Annotated in this window: 19 protein-coding genes; 4 read left to right on the top strand and 15 right to left on the bottom strand. The window is 58.1% G+C overall.

The genetic code is table 11. The annotated features are described in order from the left end of the window. The first annotated feature begins 15 nt into the window (after positions 1–15). Positions 16–1419, top strand: a complete 1404-nt coding sequence (locus MWH26_RS00335) for a LutB/LldF family L-lactate oxidation iron-sulfur protein (protein ID WP_247975596.1) — start codon at positions 16–18, stop codon at positions 1417–1419. A gap of 96 nt (positions 1420–1515) precedes the next feature. After that, positions 1516–2595, top strand: a complete 1080-nt coding sequence (locus MWH26_RS00330; protein WP_247975595.1) for a hypothetical protein — start codon at positions 1516–1518, stop codon at positions 2593–2595. Between the two features lie 97 nt (positions 2596–2692). On the opposite strand, the gene sdaAA is transcribed toward MWH26_RS00330, so the two are convergent. Then, the gene (gene sdaAA, locus MWH26_RS00325; protein ID WP_247975594.1) at positions 2693–3598 is read right to left on the bottom strand and encodes an L-serine ammonia-lyase, iron-sulfur-dependent, subunit alpha; all 906 of its coding nucleotides are present in this window, start codon (positions 3596–3598) and stop codon (positions 2693–2695) included. Positions 3599–3817: 219 nt separating this feature from the next. After that, a complete protein-coding gene (gene msrB, locus MWH26_RS00320; RefSeq protein WP_244694572.1) occupies positions 3818–4279 on the bottom strand; it encodes a peptide-methionine (R)-S-oxide reductase MsrB in 462 nt (153 codons plus the stop codon). Positions 4280–4532: 253 nt separating this feature from the next. Here msrB and MWH26_RS00315 point away from each other — a divergent pair, with 253 nt between their 5' ends. Next, on the top strand, positions 4533–6056 hold the full coding sequence (locus MWH26_RS00315) for an NAD(P)H-hydrate dehydratase (RefSeq protein WP_247975593.1): 1524 nt from the start codon (positions 4533–4535) through the stop codon (positions 6054–6056). A gap of 47 nt (positions 6057–6103) precedes the next feature. On the opposite strand, the gene MWH26_RS00310 is transcribed toward MWH26_RS00315, so the two are convergent. The 4 genes from MWH26_RS00310 to pafA all read right to left on the bottom strand — a co-directional run bounded on the left by MWH26_RS00310 (position 6104) and on the right by pafA (position 10361). Next, a complete protein-coding gene (locus MWH26_RS00310; RefSeq protein ID WP_247975592.1) occupies positions 6104–7018 on the bottom strand; it encodes a UbiA family prenyltransferase in 915 nt (304 codons plus the stop codon). Between the two features lie 61 nt (positions 7019–7079). Further along, entirely contained in the window at positions 7080–7763 is a 684-nt protein-coding gene (locus MWH26_RS00305) for a DUF6766 family protein (protein ID WP_247975591.1), read from the bottom strand. A gap of 145 nt (positions 7764–7908) precedes the next feature. Beyond that, entirely contained in the window at positions 7909–8490 is a 582-nt protein-coding gene (locus MWH26_RS00300; RefSeq protein WP_247975590.1) for an inorganic diphosphatase, read from the bottom strand. A gap of 155 nt (positions 8491–8645) precedes the next feature. Next, positions 8646–10361 (bottom strand): alkaline phosphatase PafA, encoded by a 1716-nt coding sequence (pafA, locus tag MWH26_RS00295; protein WP_262921974.1) that lies wholly within the window; start codon positions 10359–10361, stop codon positions 8646–8648. A 199-nt stretch (positions 10362–10560) separates the two neighbouring features. On the opposite strand from pafA, the gene MWH26_RS00290 reads away from it, so the two are divergent. Further along, positions 10561–11289 carry an HAD family hydrolase gene (locus tag MWH26_RS00290; protein WP_247975589.1) on the top strand — a complete coding sequence of 243 codons (729 nt, stop codon included), beginning with the start codon at positions 10561–10563 and terminating at the stop codon, positions 11287–11289. A 180-nt stretch (positions 11290–11469) separates the two neighbouring features. On the opposite strand, the gene atpG is transcribed toward MWH26_RS00290, so the two are convergent. From atpG to MWH26_RS00245, 9 genes are all read right to left on the bottom strand, one after another. Continuing rightward, positions 11470–12360 carry an ATP synthase F1 subunit gamma gene (gene atpG / locus MWH26_RS00285; protein WP_247975588.1) on the bottom strand — a complete coding sequence of 297 codons (891 nt, stop codon included), beginning with the start codon at positions 12358–12360 and terminating at the stop codon, positions 11470–11472. Positions 12361–12472: 112 nt separating this feature from the next. After that, positions 12473–14056, bottom strand: a complete 1584-nt coding sequence (gene atpA, locus MWH26_RS00280; protein WP_247975587.1) for a F0F1 ATP synthase subunit alpha — start codon at positions 14054–14056, stop codon at positions 12473–12475. 6 nt (positions 14057–14062) lie between these two features. Next, positions 14063–14623 (bottom strand): ATP synthase F1 subunit delta, encoded by a 561-nt coding sequence (gene atpH, locus MWH26_RS00275; protein WP_247975586.1) that lies wholly within the window; start codon positions 14621–14623, stop codon positions 14063–14065. 94 nt (positions 14624–14717) lie between these two features. Next, positions 14718–15212: a F0F1 ATP synthase subunit B gene (locus MWH26_RS00270; RefSeq protein ID WP_188557936.1), complete on the bottom strand. Its 495-nt coding sequence runs from the start codon at positions 15210–15212 to the stop codon at positions 14718–14720. A 170-nt stretch (positions 15213–15382) separates the two neighbouring features. Continuing rightward, positions 15383–15643, bottom strand: coding sequence for an ATP synthase F0 subunit C (gene atpE, locus MWH26_RS00265; protein ID WP_019946527.1), 261 nt, complete (start codon positions 15641–15643; stop codon positions 15383–15385). A 53-nt stretch (positions 15644–15696) separates the two neighbouring features. Beyond that, on the bottom strand, positions 15697–16761 hold the full coding sequence (atpB, locus tag MWH26_RS00260; protein ID WP_247975585.1) for a F0F1 ATP synthase subunit A: 1065 nt from the start codon (positions 16759–16761) through the stop codon (positions 15697–15699). A gap of 33 nt (positions 16762–16794) precedes the next feature. Then, positions 16795–17202, bottom strand: a complete 408-nt coding sequence (locus MWH26_RS00255) for a hypothetical protein (RefSeq protein ID WP_244694564.1) — start codon at positions 17200–17202, stop codon at positions 16795–16797. Continuing rightward, the gene (locus MWH26_RS00250; RefSeq protein ID WP_244694563.1) at positions 17199–17513 is read right to left on the bottom strand and encodes a hypothetical protein; all 315 of its coding nucleotides are present in this window, start codon (positions 17511–17513) and stop codon (positions 17199–17201) included. Before MWH26_RS00250 ends, MWH26_RS00255 begins: the two co-directional genes overlap by 4 nt. Then, the gene (locus tag MWH26_RS00245) at positions 17513–17764 is read right to left on the bottom strand and encodes an AtpZ/AtpI family protein (protein ID WP_247975584.1); all 252 of its coding nucleotides are present in this window, start codon (positions 17762–17764) and stop codon (positions 17513–17515) included. Before MWH26_RS00245 ends, MWH26_RS00250 begins: the two co-directional genes overlap by 1 nt. Positions 17765–17831 lie beyond the last annotated feature (67 nt).

Raw genomic sequence — 17831 nt, 5'->3', positions numbered from 1 at the left:
GTACTTTGTGCTGCCATGAACCCGACGACCACCACTCCCCTCGCCCCTACCAAAGCCCACCAGTTTCTCACCGATTCGGACCGCAAGGCCTTTGATCTGGAGCACCGGCGCAAGATTCGCTTCAACATTGGCAAGTACAACGCGGCCGTACAAACCGGGTTGGGCTTCTACCAGGACCACGAACTGGCGCGGGCGCGGGCTTCCTACCTTAAAACCCAGGTCATTAACCGCCTCGATGAGTACTTGCTGCAGTTCGAGGAGAAGTTCACGGCTAAAGGTGGCAAGGTTATTTGGGCCCAGAGCGCGGAGGAGGCCTTGTTTGAGGTGGGCAAGATTATGGAGCGTCGTAAGGCCCGCACCGTGGTGAAGGCCAAGAGCATGACCACTGAGGAAATTCACCTGAACAAATACCTCGAAAAGCGTGGTATTGAGTCGGTGGAGACAGATTTGGGCGAGTTTATTGTGCAGCTGAACGGGGAGCGGCCCTACCACATCGTGACGCCGGCCATGCACCTGAGCAAGCTCGATATTGCCGACATTTTCGTGAAGCATTTGGGCATTGAGTACACCGACGATGCGCAGAAGCTAGTACTCACGGCCCGCCACCTGCTCCGCGACAAGTACACCACGGCCGAGGTAGGCATTACCGGCGGCAACTTCCTGGTGGCCGATACCGGTGCCGTATGCGTGACGGAAAACGAGGGCAACGCCCGCCTTTCCGCTACCTTCCCGAAAACCCACATTGCCATTGTGGGTATTGAAAAGGTGATTCCGAGGCTGCAGGACCTAGATTTGTTCTGGCCCCTGCTCAGCACCAGCGGCACCGGCCAGCAGGTTACAGTGTACAACACCATTTATACCGGCCCGCGCCAACCCCTGGAAAAGGACGGCCCGGAGGAAATGTTCGTAATTCTGCTTGACAACGGCCGCACCAACCTGCTGGCCCAGCCCGACAAGCGCGAGGCCCTGAACTGCATTCGGTGCGGGGCGTGCCTGAACATTTGCCCGGTATATAAGAACATTGGCGGCCACACCTACGAGGCTACTTATTCCGGCCCCATCGGCTCGGTTATCACGCCCCACCTCTCGGGCATGGCCGAAAACAAGCACCTGAGCTACGCCAGTAGCCTGTGCGGGGCCTGCACATCAGTGTGTCCGGTTAAGATTCCGATTCACAACATTCTGCTTAGAAACCGCCAGCAGAGCGTGCAGGAGGGTTTAACCGATAAGGAGGAGCGACGGGCTATTTCGCTGTGGTTGCACGGCATGAAGCACCGCTGGGTCTGGGACCTGGCCCCGGCTTCAGCTAAAAACTGGGTACTTAGCCGCCTACTGGGCGAGGTGGGTTGGAGCAAGCGCCGCGACGCCGTGCAAGTAGCTCCCAAAACGTTCCGGCAGCTCTGGAAAGAGCGGAAGTAAGCGGCTCCCTAGTGCAGCGCTTGCTCGTACGAGCGTAATCTGCGGAGTTGTTGCCAACCCTGTCATACAGAAGCCAGTACACAGCAACCGGCAGCAGTGCCGCTTACTTTGTACAAAGGCTTTATGCTGGAAATGGGATTACGGATACTGGCTTTCGGGGCCGGAGTATTCTTGGTGATTACGACAGTACTGGCGGCTATTCGCTCGTTTGTGCTGCCCCGCAACGAGTCGGTGCTGCTCAGCAACTGGGTGTTTTCCGGACTTCGGCGCGCGTTTACGGCCATTGCCAAGCTAGGCCGCACCTACAGCCAACGCGACAAAGTAATGGCCCTGTACGCCCCAGTCGGGTTGGTGGCCCTGCCCATTGTGTGGCTGGGCGTCGTGAGCCTGGGATACACCATTATATTTTGGGCGCTGGACGAAGGCAGCCTGGAACGGTGCTACCGTCTCAGCAACAGCTCCTTGCTTACGCTAGGCTCCGAGGAGCCCACGGAGGGCTTTACGGCCAGCTTCATGTCCTACTCCGAAGCTACGCTGGGCCTGTTTCTGATGACCCTGCTGATTTCCTACCTGCCTACCATCTACCAAGCTTTTTCGCGGCGAGAATTGGTAGTTGCCCGGCTGGAGCTGCGCGCGGGCACCGAGGCTTCGGCCGTGGAGCTGCTGTGCTGGCTCAACCGTAGCGGCTCGCTCCAGGACGACCGGGAGCAGTGGGAAATTTGGGAAGAATGGTTTGTTGAAATTGAGGAGACTCATACTTCCCTACCGGTGCTTTCCTTTTTCCGCTCGCCTCAGCCGGGCCGCTCCTGGGTAATGGCCGCAGCTATTATTCTAGATGCCGCGGCCCTGCTCATCAGCGCAGTTGAAATGTCACATGCCCCGAACATCACCCTCTGCTTTAAGGCGGGCTGCGTGGCCATTAATCGGGTGTCGCGCTTTTTCAAATTTGAGGCGCAAACCAAAGCTCCCACTCCCGTGGATGGCAAGGAACCCTTGGAAGACCCTGAACGCCAGGACTTCGAGGATGCTTGCGAGCAGCTCAGCAAGGCCGGCATCCCACTCAAGGCCGATGTGGAGGGCGCCTGGGAACAGTACCAGCAACTCCGAATCAAGTACGCCGGTGCCGTGGACTACCTGGCCAAGCTCACCATGGCCCCCGTAACCAAGCCTATTTAAAACGCAAGCGTGAGGCCCGAACCAAGGAACGGCTACTCTGCCTATTGGCGGGTAGCCATTCCTCGGTTCGGGCCTCACGTGCACTTCTAGAAAGCTGCTAGTTCGCGTCTTCGTCGGGCAAAATCTGTACGTCCTGCACCAGCACCATCTTCTCAATTTCGCGGCCTTTGGGGGTGTTGGCAAGGCCGCCCAGAGCCGTTTCCTTGTAGCGAGTTTCCATGCTTTGGCCTACCTCGCCTAAGGCAGCCACGCACTGGTCCACGGGAATCACCGGGTCGACGCCGGCAATGGCAATTTGGGCTGAGCTGAACGCAATGGCGGCTGCCGAGGCGTTACGCACCACGCAGGGCACTTCTACGAGGCCGGCTACCGGGTCGCAAACCAGGCCAAGCATGCACTGAATGGTAATGGCAACGGCGGCGAAAGTTTCTTCCACGGAGCCCCCTAGGCAGTACACAATGGCCCCGCTACCCATGGCGGCCGCCGAACCAGTTTCGGCCTGGCAGCCTCCTACGGCACCAGCCAGGGAGGCATTCTGCTCGATAATCAGCGCAATGCCGGCCGCTACCAGTAACCCTTCTAGAATGGTGCGGTCTTCGAGCTTGTGTAAATCCTGGAGTGTCACGAGCACACCGGGCAGAATACCGGAGGCACCGGCCGTTGGGGCCGCTACTACCCGGCCCATGCACGAGTTAACCTCCTTAGCCCCCAGCGCCCGGGTAACCAGTTGTTTGAACTCCGGCGACAATACGGTTACGGGCGAGGCGGCAATCTTCTTGGCCCCGTTGTTTACCATGCCCGAGCGGGAGGTCATGTTCTGGGTAAGGCCCGTGTGCACGGCGTCGCGCATTACATCGTAGGCCCGCTGCAGGCCGTTCCAAATTTCCTCTTCCGTGCGGCCTTTCTGCTCTACCTCGTAGGCTAAAACGGGTTGGTGAAGCGGTTCGCCGGTAGCCGCGCAATGGGCCTGCCAGCTGGCAAAGTCAGTGAAAAGAAGGGACATTGGGCGGGTAGGAAAAAAGGGTGGGAAAGACTAGTAACAACGCCTGCTCCGGCTCAGTTCGGGCTGGCGGGCCACGAAAATCGGGATAAAATTAACAGGCTCACTACCGGCGCTGCTTGGCGGCCCATTGGCGCTAGATCAGGAGCTTTGGTATTTACGAAAAAGGCCCCTCTGCGTGGAGCAAGGGGCCTTTTCCATGGTATAGATGAACCGGAGTAGCTAGCTTACTTTTTCGTTTGCGCTAATCAGTTTCACGGCCGCCGAGTTGATGCACAGGCGCAAGCCGCTGGGGGCCGGGCCGTCGGGGAAGACGTGGCCCTGGTGAGCATCGCAGACGTTGCAGAGTACTTCTACGCGCGTCATGCCGTAGCTAGTGTCCTTCTTGTAGCGGATGGCGTTTTCCTGCACGGGCTGAGTAAAGCTGGGCCAGCCCGTACCCGACTCAAATTTGGTACGGGAATCATAGAGCGGGGTGCCACAGCACACGCAGGCGTACAGGCCGGCTTCGTGGGCCTCGCAGTACTCGCCCGTGAAGGCCCGCTCGGTGCCGTGCTGGCGGGTTACGTGGTACTGCTCGGGTGTGAGTTGGGCGCGCCACTCAGCATCGGTTTTTTCTACTCGTTTTTCGGGGGCAGGGCTGCCGTGGTTGGCGAGCCGGATTACATCGTTCCAGGTTTGCATGGGCCAGAATACGTAGTTCGAGGGGTTGATAGGTAGGAAACGCTCCGAACCAGACGGAAGTTTTCTACGGCGGAGTCGATTACGCAAGACAAGAAAAGTATTCCGGCTTCATCGAGGCTAAACCCGGCTGTCTGGAAAGAATACACTGTCATAACGCTATAGCTGAGCAGGACCGATATAACAGAATTATTGCCTTGATCTAGCTTGCCCCGATTTTTGATACTTCCCGGCTACCGTCAATTTACTTCCTGCTATGAAGATACTTACTGCCGCCCAAACCCGCCAGGCTGATGCGGCCACCCTACTAGCCGAGGGCATTACCTCCGCGGAGCTGATGGAGCGGGCGGCCACGGCTTTCTGCCACTGGTTGCAGAAGCGTTTGCCCGCTCATAGCCAGCGGCCCATGCACATCTTCTGCGGCCCCGGCAACAACGGCGGCGACGGGCTGGCCATTGCTCGTCAGTTGCACGAGGCGGGTTACCAGCCCCAGGTATGGACGCTGCCCGCTGCCCAGCCCTCGGCTGATTTTACGCTTAACCGTCAGCGCCTGCCGGCGGGCCTGCCTTGCCATGAAATACAGCCGGAAACACTGCCGCAGCTCCCCGCTCGCGCAGTGGTAGTTGATGCCCTGTTTGGTACCGGCCTGAGCCGGCCGTTAACCGGCGCAGCAGCAATGCTAGTAAAGCACCTCAATCAGTCGGAGGCTACTGTTGTGGCCGTGGACATGCCCTCTGGGTTACTGACGGACGCTCCGCAGAGCCCAGACAGCCTGGTAGTACGAGCCCATTACACCGTCAGCTTTGAGCTCCCCAAGTTGGCTTTTCTACTGCCTCAAAACGCAGAGTTTGTTGGCCAGTGGGAGGTGCTACCTATTCACCTCGACCCCACATTTATCCACAACGCTCCTGTGGATAACTACTTCGTGAATGATAACTTCATTCGGGGCCGCCTACCTGCCCGGAATAAGTTCAGCCACAAAGGCACCTTCGGGCACGCCTTGCTGCTGGCGGGCAGCCGCGGTAAAATTGGGGCCTCCGTACTGGCAGCAAAGGCCTGCCTGCGGGGTGGGGTTGGACTGCTTACCGTGCGCACCCCGGCCGTTGGCTACCCCATTATGCAGGTTGCGGCCCCGGAAGCCATGGCCCTGGCCGACTCCGCCACCGATTTCGTGACCGAGCTACCAGACCTGAAACCGTACGCCGCCGTTGGTATTGGGCCGGGGCTGGGGCAGGAACACGCCACCTGCGAAGTGCTGCGCCAACTGCTGCGCAAGACCAAAGTGCCGCTGGTGCTGGACGCCGATGCGCTAAACCTACTCGGGGCCAACCCTAGCTTACTGAAGCTACTACCCCGCGAGTCCTTGCTTACCCCCCACCCCAAGGAGTTTGAGCGGCTGGTGGGCAAACCCGCCCGCGACGACTACCACCGCCTGGAGCAACTACGCACCTTTGTGCGGGAGCATGGGTGCTACTGCGTACTGAAGGGTGCTTACACTACCCTGGCGGCCCCAGATGGCACACTTTACTTTAACAGCACTGGCAACCCCGGCATGGCCACCGGCGGCAGCGGCGACGTGCTAACGGGCTTGCTGCTAGCCCTGCGCGCCGACAAGCGCCTCTCGCCCCTGGATGCGGCCCTGTTGGGCTTGTACGCCCACGGCCGGGCCGGCGACCAGGCCGCTCAGCAAACCGGCGAAGCGGGCCTGGTGGCCGGCGACCTTATCCGCTTTATTGGCCCCGTGCTGCAGGAACTCACAACTCCCCTACCCGGCCTTTAACATGCTGAACCGTCGGTTTCGTGCAGTGGTATCCGGGGTAGAAAAAGTTACAGTACCCTGGCAGCCACTCCCGTGCTGGCCCACCACACCGCCAGGAACTGCACCAGCATAACCCCGTCGGTGAGCAGGGCAAAGTAGTAATCAGGCCTCGACTCCTCAGCAAACCAAATAACGGCCGCAGCGGCTAGCAGCGGCATTAGAAGCACGAAGTCGTGGCCGGCCGGAGTTCCTGGCGGCACGAGCAGAGCTGCCGTGGTTAGCGCAGCCAGGGCTAGGAGCTTGGTGGCTTGAATCCCGAAGACGCCCGGAAAAGTGCGGGTGCCCGTCAGGCGGTCCTTGGTGTAGTCGCGGATGTCGAACACAAAGGCTAGGGCCAGAATAAACAGAAAGCGCCGCCCAAATAAAATCAGCACAACCGGCTCCTGCAAGCCGCGCCCCAGGTACAAGGCCGGAATCCAGACAGTGACGGCCGCCCAGACGTAGCCAATCAGGAAGACCTTCAGCAGGGGTAGGTCGCGCAGGGCCCACCACCGCCGGTTGTACTTGACCAGGGGCATGGAGTACAACACCGAAATAGCGCCCAGATGCCCCAAGAACAAGGTAATGCTCAGACGCGCATCGGTCAGGAACAGGCCCGCCGCTACTAGGCCGGCTACTGCGGCTAGCCCTAGCAATTCCCGGCGGTGCCCCCGCATCCACTGCTTGCGCTTCGAGAGGCCCGGCTGCTGCCCGTGTTTGTAAGGCAGCACACTATCGAGGTTGTATAGGAAGAGAGTAGCCGTGAAGATCAGGGCGCCCAGCCGCAACGGAATGTGAACCCGCCAGAACAAGAAAGTGGCCCACATCAGCCCCAGTGCCGCCAACGATAGCCACGTGCTGCTATACAGCAAGGCGTCTGTCAGTGGTCTGAGGCGCTGAGCAAGGGCACGGGCAGACGGAAGCAACAAACGAACGGACAGCATATGCGCTAACTCAGGGTGAGCTGGCACTTGCCTTCACCATCCCCGAATATACTGGAGCGGACTACTTCCCGGTTTCGGTGTGGGCTGCGTCTACCTGCTTGGACTCTGGCGAGCCATGCTGACGTAGGAAGATGGACAACCCCACAATGGACACGATGGAAAGAAACTCGCTCTGCCAGTTCTGAAACGACTCAAACCAGAACCGGCTGGTGGTCATGTAGTCCAGGGTACCAACGGCGGACTTGCCATTGTGGACCTGCTCAATGCTGTAAACCTCAGCGCCGCCCTTGGCGTGTAGCCAGAAAGACCCGAAAAACAGCAGAAAAAACGCAATGCTCAACGACCGGCGGTACAAAGCCAACTGCCAGCCGCCGCGCTTCACGGGGCCAGGAGCATCTTCCTTGGTTGGGTCGGGCTCCTGGTCTACCTCCTCTTCCTCATAGAGCTTCTTGGATTCAGAGGAGCCCCGCTGCCGCAGCCAGATGGTCAGCACTACGTACAGGCCCATCTGCAGAAATTCACTTTCCCAGTTCTCAAACGTAGCCTCCAGAAAGTGTCCAGATTGCGCGTACGCACCCAGGGTAAGGGGTAGCAGCCTCATGTCCTCCAGCTCCGAGTTATAGTCGTGCCACCCCGTAAAGAGCTGCCCAATTAGGGTAACCAGCACTAGCAAACCGCCCACCAGTAGGAGGCTGTTTTCGTAGAGAAATTTTAGAACATTGGATTTTGGGGGCTGTGTCGGCATACCCTGCTTCATACGCTAAGCGAAGCCCGAAAGGATACTACGCTTGAGCTTGCCAGGCTTCCGCGGCCCCCGAAACACAGCAGCGCCCGACGGTCAGGTAGACCATCGGGCGCTGCTATGGGTGTAGAGAGGTTGTGTACTCAGATTAGCTCAGGGCCTCTCTTACGTCTACCTCGTTCTGGGGGTTGCCTTTCGGGAAGGTTTCCTCATATAATTTAATGCTGTCCTCGATAATGCGGTAGGCATCCTCACGGCCCATGAACCGCTCCACGCTTACTTGCTTGTGCTCCAGGGCTTTGTAATCCTCGAAGAAGCGCTGCATTTCCAGCAGGGTATGGGGGGGTAGGTCGGCAATGTCGTTGTAGTGGTTCACCGACACATCGTTGGCAGCCACGGCAATGATTTTATCGTCTTCCTCATCCTGGTCAATCATCTGCATCACACCAATTACTTTGGCGTCTACCAGGCACATCGGCACGATATCCACGGAGCAGAGCACCAGAATATCCAGCGGATCCTTGTCGTCGCAGTAAGTTTTCGGGATGAAGCCGTAGGCTGCCGGGTAATGCACGGCCGAGAACAGCACGCGGTCCAGCTTGAGCAGGCCGCTGTCTTTGTCCAGCTCATACTTGCCTTTCGAGCCTTTCGGAATTTCAATGATGCCGTTTACAACTTTGGGAGCGTCTTCGCCACGCTCTACGTCGTGCCAGGGGTTAAAATGGGCCATTTTTTAGTAGCTGTTAGCTGTTAGCTGTTGGCTATTAGCTGAAATTTGAGAGAATGAAAACGTGTTATGACCAGCCATGGGCTGTTAGCTGCTGACTGCGGGCTTCGTTAAACGGAAAGCTAGCAACCAGTAGCTAACAGCTCATGGCCAAAAAATTAAAAGCCCAGTACTTCGGGCAGCGGCTGCCCGGTGCACCCGTCGGGCTCCTGAATATGGAGCCAGCGGGCCAATGTGGGCGCAATATCGGTAATCTTTGCCGGAGCCGATGACTGTCCGTGCTTTACGTGCCAGCCCCAGAATACTACCGGCACGTGCGTGTCGTAACTACCCGAGGAGCCGTGGGTGGTGCCTTTGTTAACGGGGTACTGATACGACTCCAGCCAACCCGGCTCCAGAATCACCAGCACGTCGCCGGAGCGCTTGGGGAAGTAGCCATTTTCCAGGTACATCAGCATCCCGCTTTCCCAGTGCGACTTCTGCACATCCTCGGCGGCCAGGGCCCGCGTAACGCCGGCGTAGCCCAGCATGATGCCGGCTACCTCGCGCTGCATCTGGTAGAGGTCAAGGTTTTTTTCGCGTAGCAGCGGCCGGTTCAGGTATACCTGCTGGTTTTCGTAGCTGAGCACCCACTTGCCGGGGCCGTGCAGGCGCACCAGCTGCTGCTGCAAGGAGTCGCGCATCAGGCCTGGGCCCACAGAGCCAGCCGGTATTTTCTTGTCAATCAAGAAATTAGGCGAGTGGGCCGCTCCATGGTCGGCGCTGAGGAATACCAGGGCCTGCTTCTTCCCTACCGTTTTATCGAGGGTGGCGAACAGGCGCTCCAGGTCCCGGTCCAGGCGCAGGTAGGTGTCTTCGGCCTCAATGGAGTTGGGCCCGAACTGGTGGCCTACGTAGTCGGTGCTGCTAAAGCTCAGGGCCAGAAAGTCGGTTTGGCCGCGCTGACCCAGCTGCTCGGCCCGCATGGCTTCCAGGGCAAAGTCCAGGGTCAGGGAGTTGCCAAACGGTGTGGAGCGAATCAGGTCTAGGTTACGGGGGGTAGCGGTGGGCGCCTTCTCGCCGGCGGCTTCCATATTGCCTTTTACCGCCGTGGTGGGCGCTGCGCTCAGCGTCGGTAGGTCGTGGGGGAATACGGGCTTGGCTTCGCCCTTAAAGGCTCCCTCCCAGGCCACGTCGTCGGGGGAACTTTCGGTGTACTGCGCAAGGGGCAGCAGCGTGGTCCAGGCCTGATCCAGGTACTTGGCGGCCCGGTTCTCGGCGTTGAACTTGGCTACCCACTCCGGTAGCTGCTGGGTGTAGAAGGTGCTGGTAATAAACGCCCCGTTGCCGCCATCGTACCAGTAGGCCGCGTTGGCCGCGTGCCCGGCCGGCAGCACGGAGCCCCGGTCCTTGATGCAGACGCCAATAACCTTGCTCTGGAAGTTGGTAGCCAGGCGCAGCTCATCGGTGATGGTGGTCGTCAGCATGTGGCGCGGCGACTGTTGCCCAGCCGCGGCCGAGCCGCCTACCGCCTGCACGGTTTTATCCTCGGTTACATAGGTGCCGCGGCCTTCCTCGCGCACCAGCCAGTTATTACCAATGATGCCGTGCACCGAGGGGGTAGTGCCGGTGTAGATGCTGGCGTGGCCGGGCCCGGTGTAGGTAGGCACGTAGTTGTAGTGGGCGTTTTCGTAGCTGAAGCCCTCCCCCAGCAGGCGGCGGAACCCGCCGCGGCCGTATTTGCTCCAGTAGCGGTAGAGGTAGTCGTAACGCATCTGGTCAACCACAATCCCGACCACCAGCTTGGGGCGGTCCAGGGGTTTACCTTGTTTTTGCGCGAGGGCGGGCACAGCCAGCGTAGCGGCCAGCAATAGGCTCAGACTCTTTTTCTTCAAAGTGGACAGGACGTTATGACGCTACCCTGCGGGCGGCGCCGGATTCGGCGGGCGCAAAGATACTCCGCGCGGCCGGGGAACCAGCTCGTCCACAGTCAAAACCGCCTCGTGCGCGTAGGCAAGAATGGGCGTTCCGCTGACATCTGACTTGCCGGCGCGTCGTTCTTGCTGCTTTACTGCATTCCTCATCCTTTTTGCTATGCCTGCTACCCCCCAGCCCTACGCGCTGATCTTCGATATGGATGGTACCATTATCGACAACACGGCCTTCCAGGCCAAAGCCTTTCAGCTGCTGTTTCGCGACTTAGGCCTGACCACCAACGCCCGCAAGCTGCTGGACCGGCTCAATGGCATGCCGGCTACTAACATTCTTAAAACCGTCTTTGCTCATCCCGTTCCCGATAAGCAGCTCAAGGAGTACGCCGCCCAGCGCGAGTTTCTGTACCGGGTGCTGTACTGGGACAAGCGGCGCGAAACGGCGGGCCTCACCGCGTTTCTGCAGGCCGCCCGCGCCGCCGGATTTAAAATTGCTCTCGGCACTGGCTCTGCCGCCGACACCATTGGCTACATCATCGACCACCTAGACCTGCGCCGCTACTTTGATGTGGTGGTAGGCAAGGACGACGTGGACCGCGGCAAACCCCACGCTGATACCTACGTAGCTACCTCGCGGCAGCTAGGCATTCCGCCGGAGCGCTGCCTGGTATTCGAAGATGCCATTCTGGGCGAGCAGGCAGCCTACAAGGCGGGTATGCGCTGCATTACCCTAACTACCACTCTGAAAGCCGCTGACTTCCAGGCCCCTCTTGCCGTCATCAAGGATTTCACGGAGCTTACCCCCGACAAGGTGGTGGAGCTGCTGGAGCAGTACCCCGCAACGCCCAAGCCCAGCAAGGAACTGGCCAAGCGGCAGTACATGCAGCTGTAAAAGCGCACCTTTGGTGCCTCATCGCTGCTGATTTCATTCCCCTTGAGTAGCCAACGTAGCCGGGCCGCAACGAAACGCGAAGGGCACCACCCCGCAACTATTCTAACGGCACAGCAATAGCACGAAAAGGCCCGCTTCCTTGCGAAAGCGGGCCTTTTCAGTAATGTCTGAGCTATATCCTTACCGGCTGGCAGCCAGGGCTTCAGCACCACCCACGATTTCGAGAATCTCGGTGGTAATGGCGGCCTGACGGGTCCGGTTGTAGGTTAGCTTCAGTTGTTTTAGCAGCTCGCCGGCGTTGTCGGTGGCCTTGTCCATGGCTGTCATGCGGGCACCGTGTTCCGAAGCGTTGCTTTCTAGTACCGCCTTGTAGAGCTGCACCTTCAGCGACTGCGGAATCAGGGTCCGCACGATTTCCTCCTTCGAGGGCTCAAAGATGTAGTCCACATTCGAGGTGGCGGGCGCGTTAGCAGGCTGCTCGGTGGGCACCAGCGGCAGCAACTGCTCGGTCCGGATGATTTGGGTAGCAACGTTTTTGAACTCGTTGTACACCATTACTACCTCGTCGTACTGACCGGCCTGGAAGCCGTCCATGGCCTGTTCCGCCGCTTCCCGGACGGTGTCGAAGGAAAGCTTGGTGAAGACGTGCTGGTAGTCACCGAGCAGGGGCAAGCGCTTACCGAAGTAATCGTGGGCCTTGCGGCCGATGGCCATTACGGTTACGTTGCCAGCCGCGGCCTGGGCCGCGTAGCGCTCCTGAATCACGGCGTTGGCGCCTTTGAACACGTTGCTGTTGAACGCGCCAGCCAGACCCCGGTCCGAGGTAATGGCAATGATCAGCACCCGGCGCACATCACGCTGCTCCGCGTACTCGCTCACTACGTCCTCACCAGCCAAAGCCGTCAGGTTGCCTAGAATGCTATTGAGCCGCTGGGCGTAAGGGCGCATGCGCAGGATGTTGTCCTGGGCCCGACGCAGTTTGGCCGCCGCTACCATTTTCATGGCTTTGGTGATTTGCTGCGTGCTTTGCACCGACGTAATGCGGCTCCGAACTTCTTTTAAGCTAGCCATCTATTTCGAATTAAGAATGAGGAATGAGGAATGAGAATTGAGGTCAAGCCATAACGGTGTCACGACGTACTTCCCCACTTCTCATTCCTCATTCCTCACTCTTCATTAGTAATTACTTAGAAGCGTAAGCGGCCGACAAATCTTTGGCAACCTGACGGATAGCGCCGGTTGTCTCGTCGTCGAGCTTGCCAGCCTTCAGGCCTTTCAGCACCTCGGGGTAGCGGGTGTTCATCACCTGGGTGAACTCCTTTTCAAACTCACGCACCCGGTTTACTGGCACCAAGTCCAGCAGACCGTTAGTAGCAGCGTAGATGATGGCTACCTGGTCCTCTACTTTCTGGGGCGAGAACTGGGGCTGCTTCAGAATTTCAAGGTTCCGACGGCCCCGCTCAATCGTGAGCTTGGTCGAAGCATCCAGGTCCGAGCCAAACTTAGCGAAGGCCTCCAGCTCGCGGAACTGCGCCTGGTCAAGCTTTAGCGTGCCGGCTACCTTCTTCATCGACTTGATCTGGGCGTTACCACCTACGCGCGATACCGAGATACCCACGTTAATGGCGGGACGCACACCCGAGTTGAAGAGGTTGGTTTCGAGGAAGATCTGGCCGTCCGTAATCGAAATTACGTTGGTCGGGATATACGCCGAAACGTCACCAGCCTGGGTTTCAATGATGGGCAGCGCCGTCAGCGAACCACCGCCTTTTACGAGTGGACGAATGCTGTCGGGCAAATCGTTCATGTCCTGAGCAATGGCGTCGGAAGCGTTGATCTTCGCGGCGCGCTCGAGCAGGCGGCTGTGCAGGTAGAATACGTCGCCAGGATAAGCCTCACGTCCGGGAGGACGACGCAGCAGCAGCGACACTTCGCGGTACGCCACCGCCTGCTTCGACAAGTCATCGTACACCACCAAAGCCGGACGGCCCGTGTCGCGGAAGAACTCACCGATAGCAGCGCCCGTGAAGGGAGCGAAGAACTGCATGGGAGCCGGATCAGAAGCCGAAGCCGATACCACTACCGTGTAGTCCATCGCACCACCTTTGGTCAGGGCGTTTACTACCTGCGCTACGGTGGAGGCTTTCTGGCCTACGGCTACGTAGATGCAGAAAACCGGCTCGCCGCGCTCATAGAACTCGCGCTGGTTCAGGATGGCGTCAAGGGCTACCGTCGACTTACCCGTCTGACGGTCGCCGATGATTAGCTCGCGCTGGCCCCGGCCGATTGGAATCATGGCGTCGATAGCCTTGATACCGGTCTGCATGGGCTCGTTTACTGGCTGACGATAAATTACACCGGGAGCCTTACGCTCCAGGGGCATATCGTAGGTAGCGCCCTGGATGAGGCCCCGACCGTCGATGGGCTGGCCCAGCGTGTTTACCACGCGGCCAATAATGCCGTCACCAACCTGAATGGAAGCAATTTTATTGGTACGACGTACCGTAGCGCCTTCCCGGATTTCAGAGTAGTCGCCGAGCATTACGGCGCCTACGTTGTCTTCTTCAAGGTTCAGCACAAGGGCTTGGAGCCCGTTTTCAAATTCGATCAGTTCCCCCGACTGGGCTTTGCCCAGGCCGTAGATGCGGGCTACACCGTCGCCTACCTGCAGAACCGTACCAACCTCTTCGAGTTCGGCTTCGGTTTTGAAGTTAGACAGCTGCTCCCGCAGAATGGCGGATACTTCATCCGGACGTACTTCTGCCATGGTGGGTTATAGTTGGGGTTGGTAGGGATTCTTCGAGAATTCGTTGCGCAGCTTGCGCAACCGGTAGCTCACGGAGTCGTCAATTAGCCGGTCGCCGATGCGCAGCACAAAGCCGCCGATCAGCGAGGCATCTACCTTTTCCGTGAGAGTAACATCGGCCAGGCCAGATTGCTGACGCACTACCTGCCGAAGGTGCTCACGCAGCTCCGCGGTTAGCGGGGTAGCGGTGGTTACTTCCGCCGCCTGCATGCCGCGCAGCAGGTTGTACTGGGTCAGAAACTCGGAGCCGATAAACTCCAGCGCGCTTTCGCGGTTGTGCTGGGTTACAATAGAGAAAAACTTCTCCGTCAGGGCCGACACCTTACCGCCAAACACGGCCTGCAGAATAGCAAGCTTCTTGTCGTGCTTCACGATGGGGTTGCGGAGTAGCAGGCGCAATTCACGGTTCTCATTCAGCGTTTTGCTGAACAGGTCCATGTCCTGCTTTACTACTTCCAGCTCGCCGCGCTCCTCGGCCAGATCCAGCAACGACTTTGCGTAGCGGGAGGCAACTCGTAGTTCAGACATTGTTAGGGATCTTAGGGTCTTGGGGGCTTAGGGTCTTGGATAAAGCAATGGGTCAGGATAACCCAAGACCTTAAGCTCCCAAGACCCCAACAACCTAATTCAACTTTACTTCTTGCAGGTACGAGTCCACGAGTTGCTGCTGGGCTGGCTGGTCGGCCAGTTCGCGGCGCAAGATGCGCTCGGCAATATCAATGGAGAGCTTGGCAGCAGTGTTTTTCACCTCGGCCAAGGCAGCGTTTTTCTCGTTCTGGATGGCTTCGCGCGCCTGCACAATCATGCGGCTACCTTCTTCCGTAGCCTTGTTCTTGGCCTGCTCAATGAGCTGGTTCGAGACGTCGGTGGCTTCTTTCAGAATACGGTCGCGCTCCATGCGAGCTTCGGCCAGCAACTTCTCGTTGCCCGCCTTTAGCTGCTGCATTTCCAGCTTGGCCTGGTCGGCCATGCGCAGCGCACCTTCGATTGAGCTTTCACGCTCTTTCAGCGAGCTAAGAATTGGTTTCCAGGCAAAGGCGCGCAGCAAGAGCAGCACGATGCCGAAAATCACTAGCTGCCAAAAGATAAGGCCAAATTCGGGCGTTACAATTTGCATCGTAGAAACTAGTAGGTAGTGAGTGATAGGTACCGGTAACCGCGGCGGTGGAGACGGAAGTTCCGCCTCAGCTTAAGGCCGCCGGCTGGTACCGGAAAAGCCAAGACAGCCCGCTACGCCGTGCGCTGAAGCGACGCGCGCAGCGGGCTGCTCGTGTACTACCTTTATTCCTAGAGATTGAACGAAATCAGCAGGCAGACTACTACTGCGAACAGCGCCAGACCTTCAATCAGAGCGGCTACGATCAGCATGGCAGTTTGGATCTTGCCCGAAGCCTCCGGCTGACGACCAATGGCTTCCATAGCCTGACCACCGATACGACCAATGCCCAGACCGGCACCCAGAGCAACCAGACCAGCACCAATAGCAGCACCGAATACGGCCAGACCAGCAGAATTAGTAATGGCCTGCAACAACAGAGAAAGAAGCATAAAAAAGAGGTTTGTGGGGAATGAAAAACAAAAAAATCAGGGGTGAGAAAGGCTTAGTGGCCGTGAGCCGGCTCGGCAGCGTCGCCACCACCTATCTGGTAATCAGCGTCGTGATGCTCCTCTACCGCGCCACCGATGTACATGGCCGTCAGTAGGGTGAAGATGTAGGCCTGCAGAATGGCTACCATTAGCTCCAGCGTGTTGATGAACAAGCCGAAAGCCAGCGAAACTGGGGCAACACCAATGTTGCGGAAGATGAAGATGAGCGAGATAAAGCTCAGGGTTACAATGTGGCCGGCCGTGATGTTGGCAAACAAACGAACCATGAGGGAGAAGGGCTTCACGAAGATGCCAATCACTTCTACCGGAATCATGATGGGCAGCAGGGCCTTCGGTACGCCGGGCGTAGCGAAGATGTGGTGCCAGTAGTTCTTGTTGGAGCTGAACAGGGTAATGAGCAGCGTCAGGACAGCCAGGGTCAGGGTAACGGCAATGTTACCGGTGAGGTTAGCGCCGCCTGGCAGCAAACCCAGCAGGTTATTAAACCAGATAAAGAAGAAGATCGTCAGCAAGTAAGGCATGTAGCGCTCATACTTCGGGCCAATCGACTTCTTAGCTACTTCGTCGCGGATGAACACGATAATAGGCTCGAAGAAGGACTGAATGCCGCGGGGGGCGCCGCTTCCGCGCTTGGCGTATCCGCGGGCTACTGCCGTGAAAACGAGGAGCAGCAGCGCGGCGCTCAGCATCAGGGAGGCTACGTTCTTGGTAATCGAGAAGTCGTATACCTTGCTACCATCCTCTGATACTAGGTGCTCGTGCTCCAGCTTCAGGCCGTCATAGACTTTACCTTCCGCCAAGCGAGAAGAGGAGAATACGCTCAAGCCTTGCGTGGGGCGGTAGGCAATAACGGGCAGCGGAATCGTGAGGTGCGTACCATGCTCTCCGCCGCCGAGGGTAGCAAAATGCCATTCGTGGGCGTCTCCGATGTGGTGCAAAATCATCTCACCGGGTTTGAAGTCCTCCGTATCGGTGGCTTCTGCGGTAGTAGCCGCCGGTTCGTTGGCGTACACCGAGAACGATAGGAAGCAGAAGAGAGCTAAAAGTAAGCGCTTCATTCAGAGGGGCTTAGGGCTATATGCACAAAATCTTCATTTTGTATTTTCACCCGGTTTTGAAAACGGGCGCAAGTTACTCAGAACGCTCCAGACTTCAAACCCAGCAAAGAGAAAATACAGGATGAAGAAGCTCCCGAGGAAGGCCCAGCGGGCGTCGCCTTCCTTCCCGCCGCCCCGGAAAAGGTACACCAGCACTAGCGTCAGGGACAAAAGCAGACGTACTACCATGGTCCCGAAATAGGCCACCATAAAATTATCGGGATTGGCTTGCACCAACCGGGCCGTGACGCGGTAGGTCAGAAACGTCAGGATGGCGAAGAAGGCAAATGTGTAGGGCGTGAACGGATGAATGACCCGCGGCCCAAACTGGCTGTACAGGGCGTACAGGATTGCCCCAGTCAGCAGGCAGAAGAGTAGGTAGGGACGAAGGAAAGGCTTCAAGGTAAGTAGAGGAGAGGGTGCGTATGGCTGATATAGCGGAGCAGATGGGAAGCTTTTAGCAGGTCAAATGAGGTGAAATCCTCCTCGGACGCTTCTTGAACAGTCCGCCAATCGTCACTGAGCTGGCCTATGGTCAAGTCCTCAGGGTTCTCCTCCACGAGGTAGAGTTGTTCTTTAGGAATATCCCAATAGAAATCCTGTTCTAGTGGAATATGACCGTCCTGCCCGTATTGGTGCTTCAGAGCTTGTAAAGAGAGAAGCAGCACTTTCTCTAGCTCAGCAATGGCAATAGAAGGTGTAGTATCGCTCATTACTGTTCCCTAGTAACAGAGCGAATGACATTATATAAGGCGGCAAATAACCCGAGCAGCATCAGGCCCAGGGTAAACCAGGGCGTCTCGGTGCGATAGTGCTTATCAAGCCAGTAACCGGCCCAAGTGCTCAGGCCAATGGTTGCCATCATCTGAACCGCAATGCCGGAATAGCGGGCGAAGGCACGCATTCGGTCGGAATTGCCCTCGGAGTCGGGGCGCCGGGGGGGCGAAGGTGTGGGACTGGACATGAGGCGGGGGTAGCGGTGAGTGATGCAAAACTACGCGGCGCAGCGTTAGGAGTTGGCCCTGGACTGC

Source organism: Hymenobacter sublimis, from assembly GCF_023101345.1.
Taxonomy (GTDB): Bacteria; Bacteroidota; Bacteroidia; order Cytophagales; family Hymenobacteraceae; genus Hymenobacter; species Hymenobacter sublimis.
Note: the sequence above shows the minus strand (reverse complement) of the source record. Positions and strands in the feature narration are given on the sequence as shown.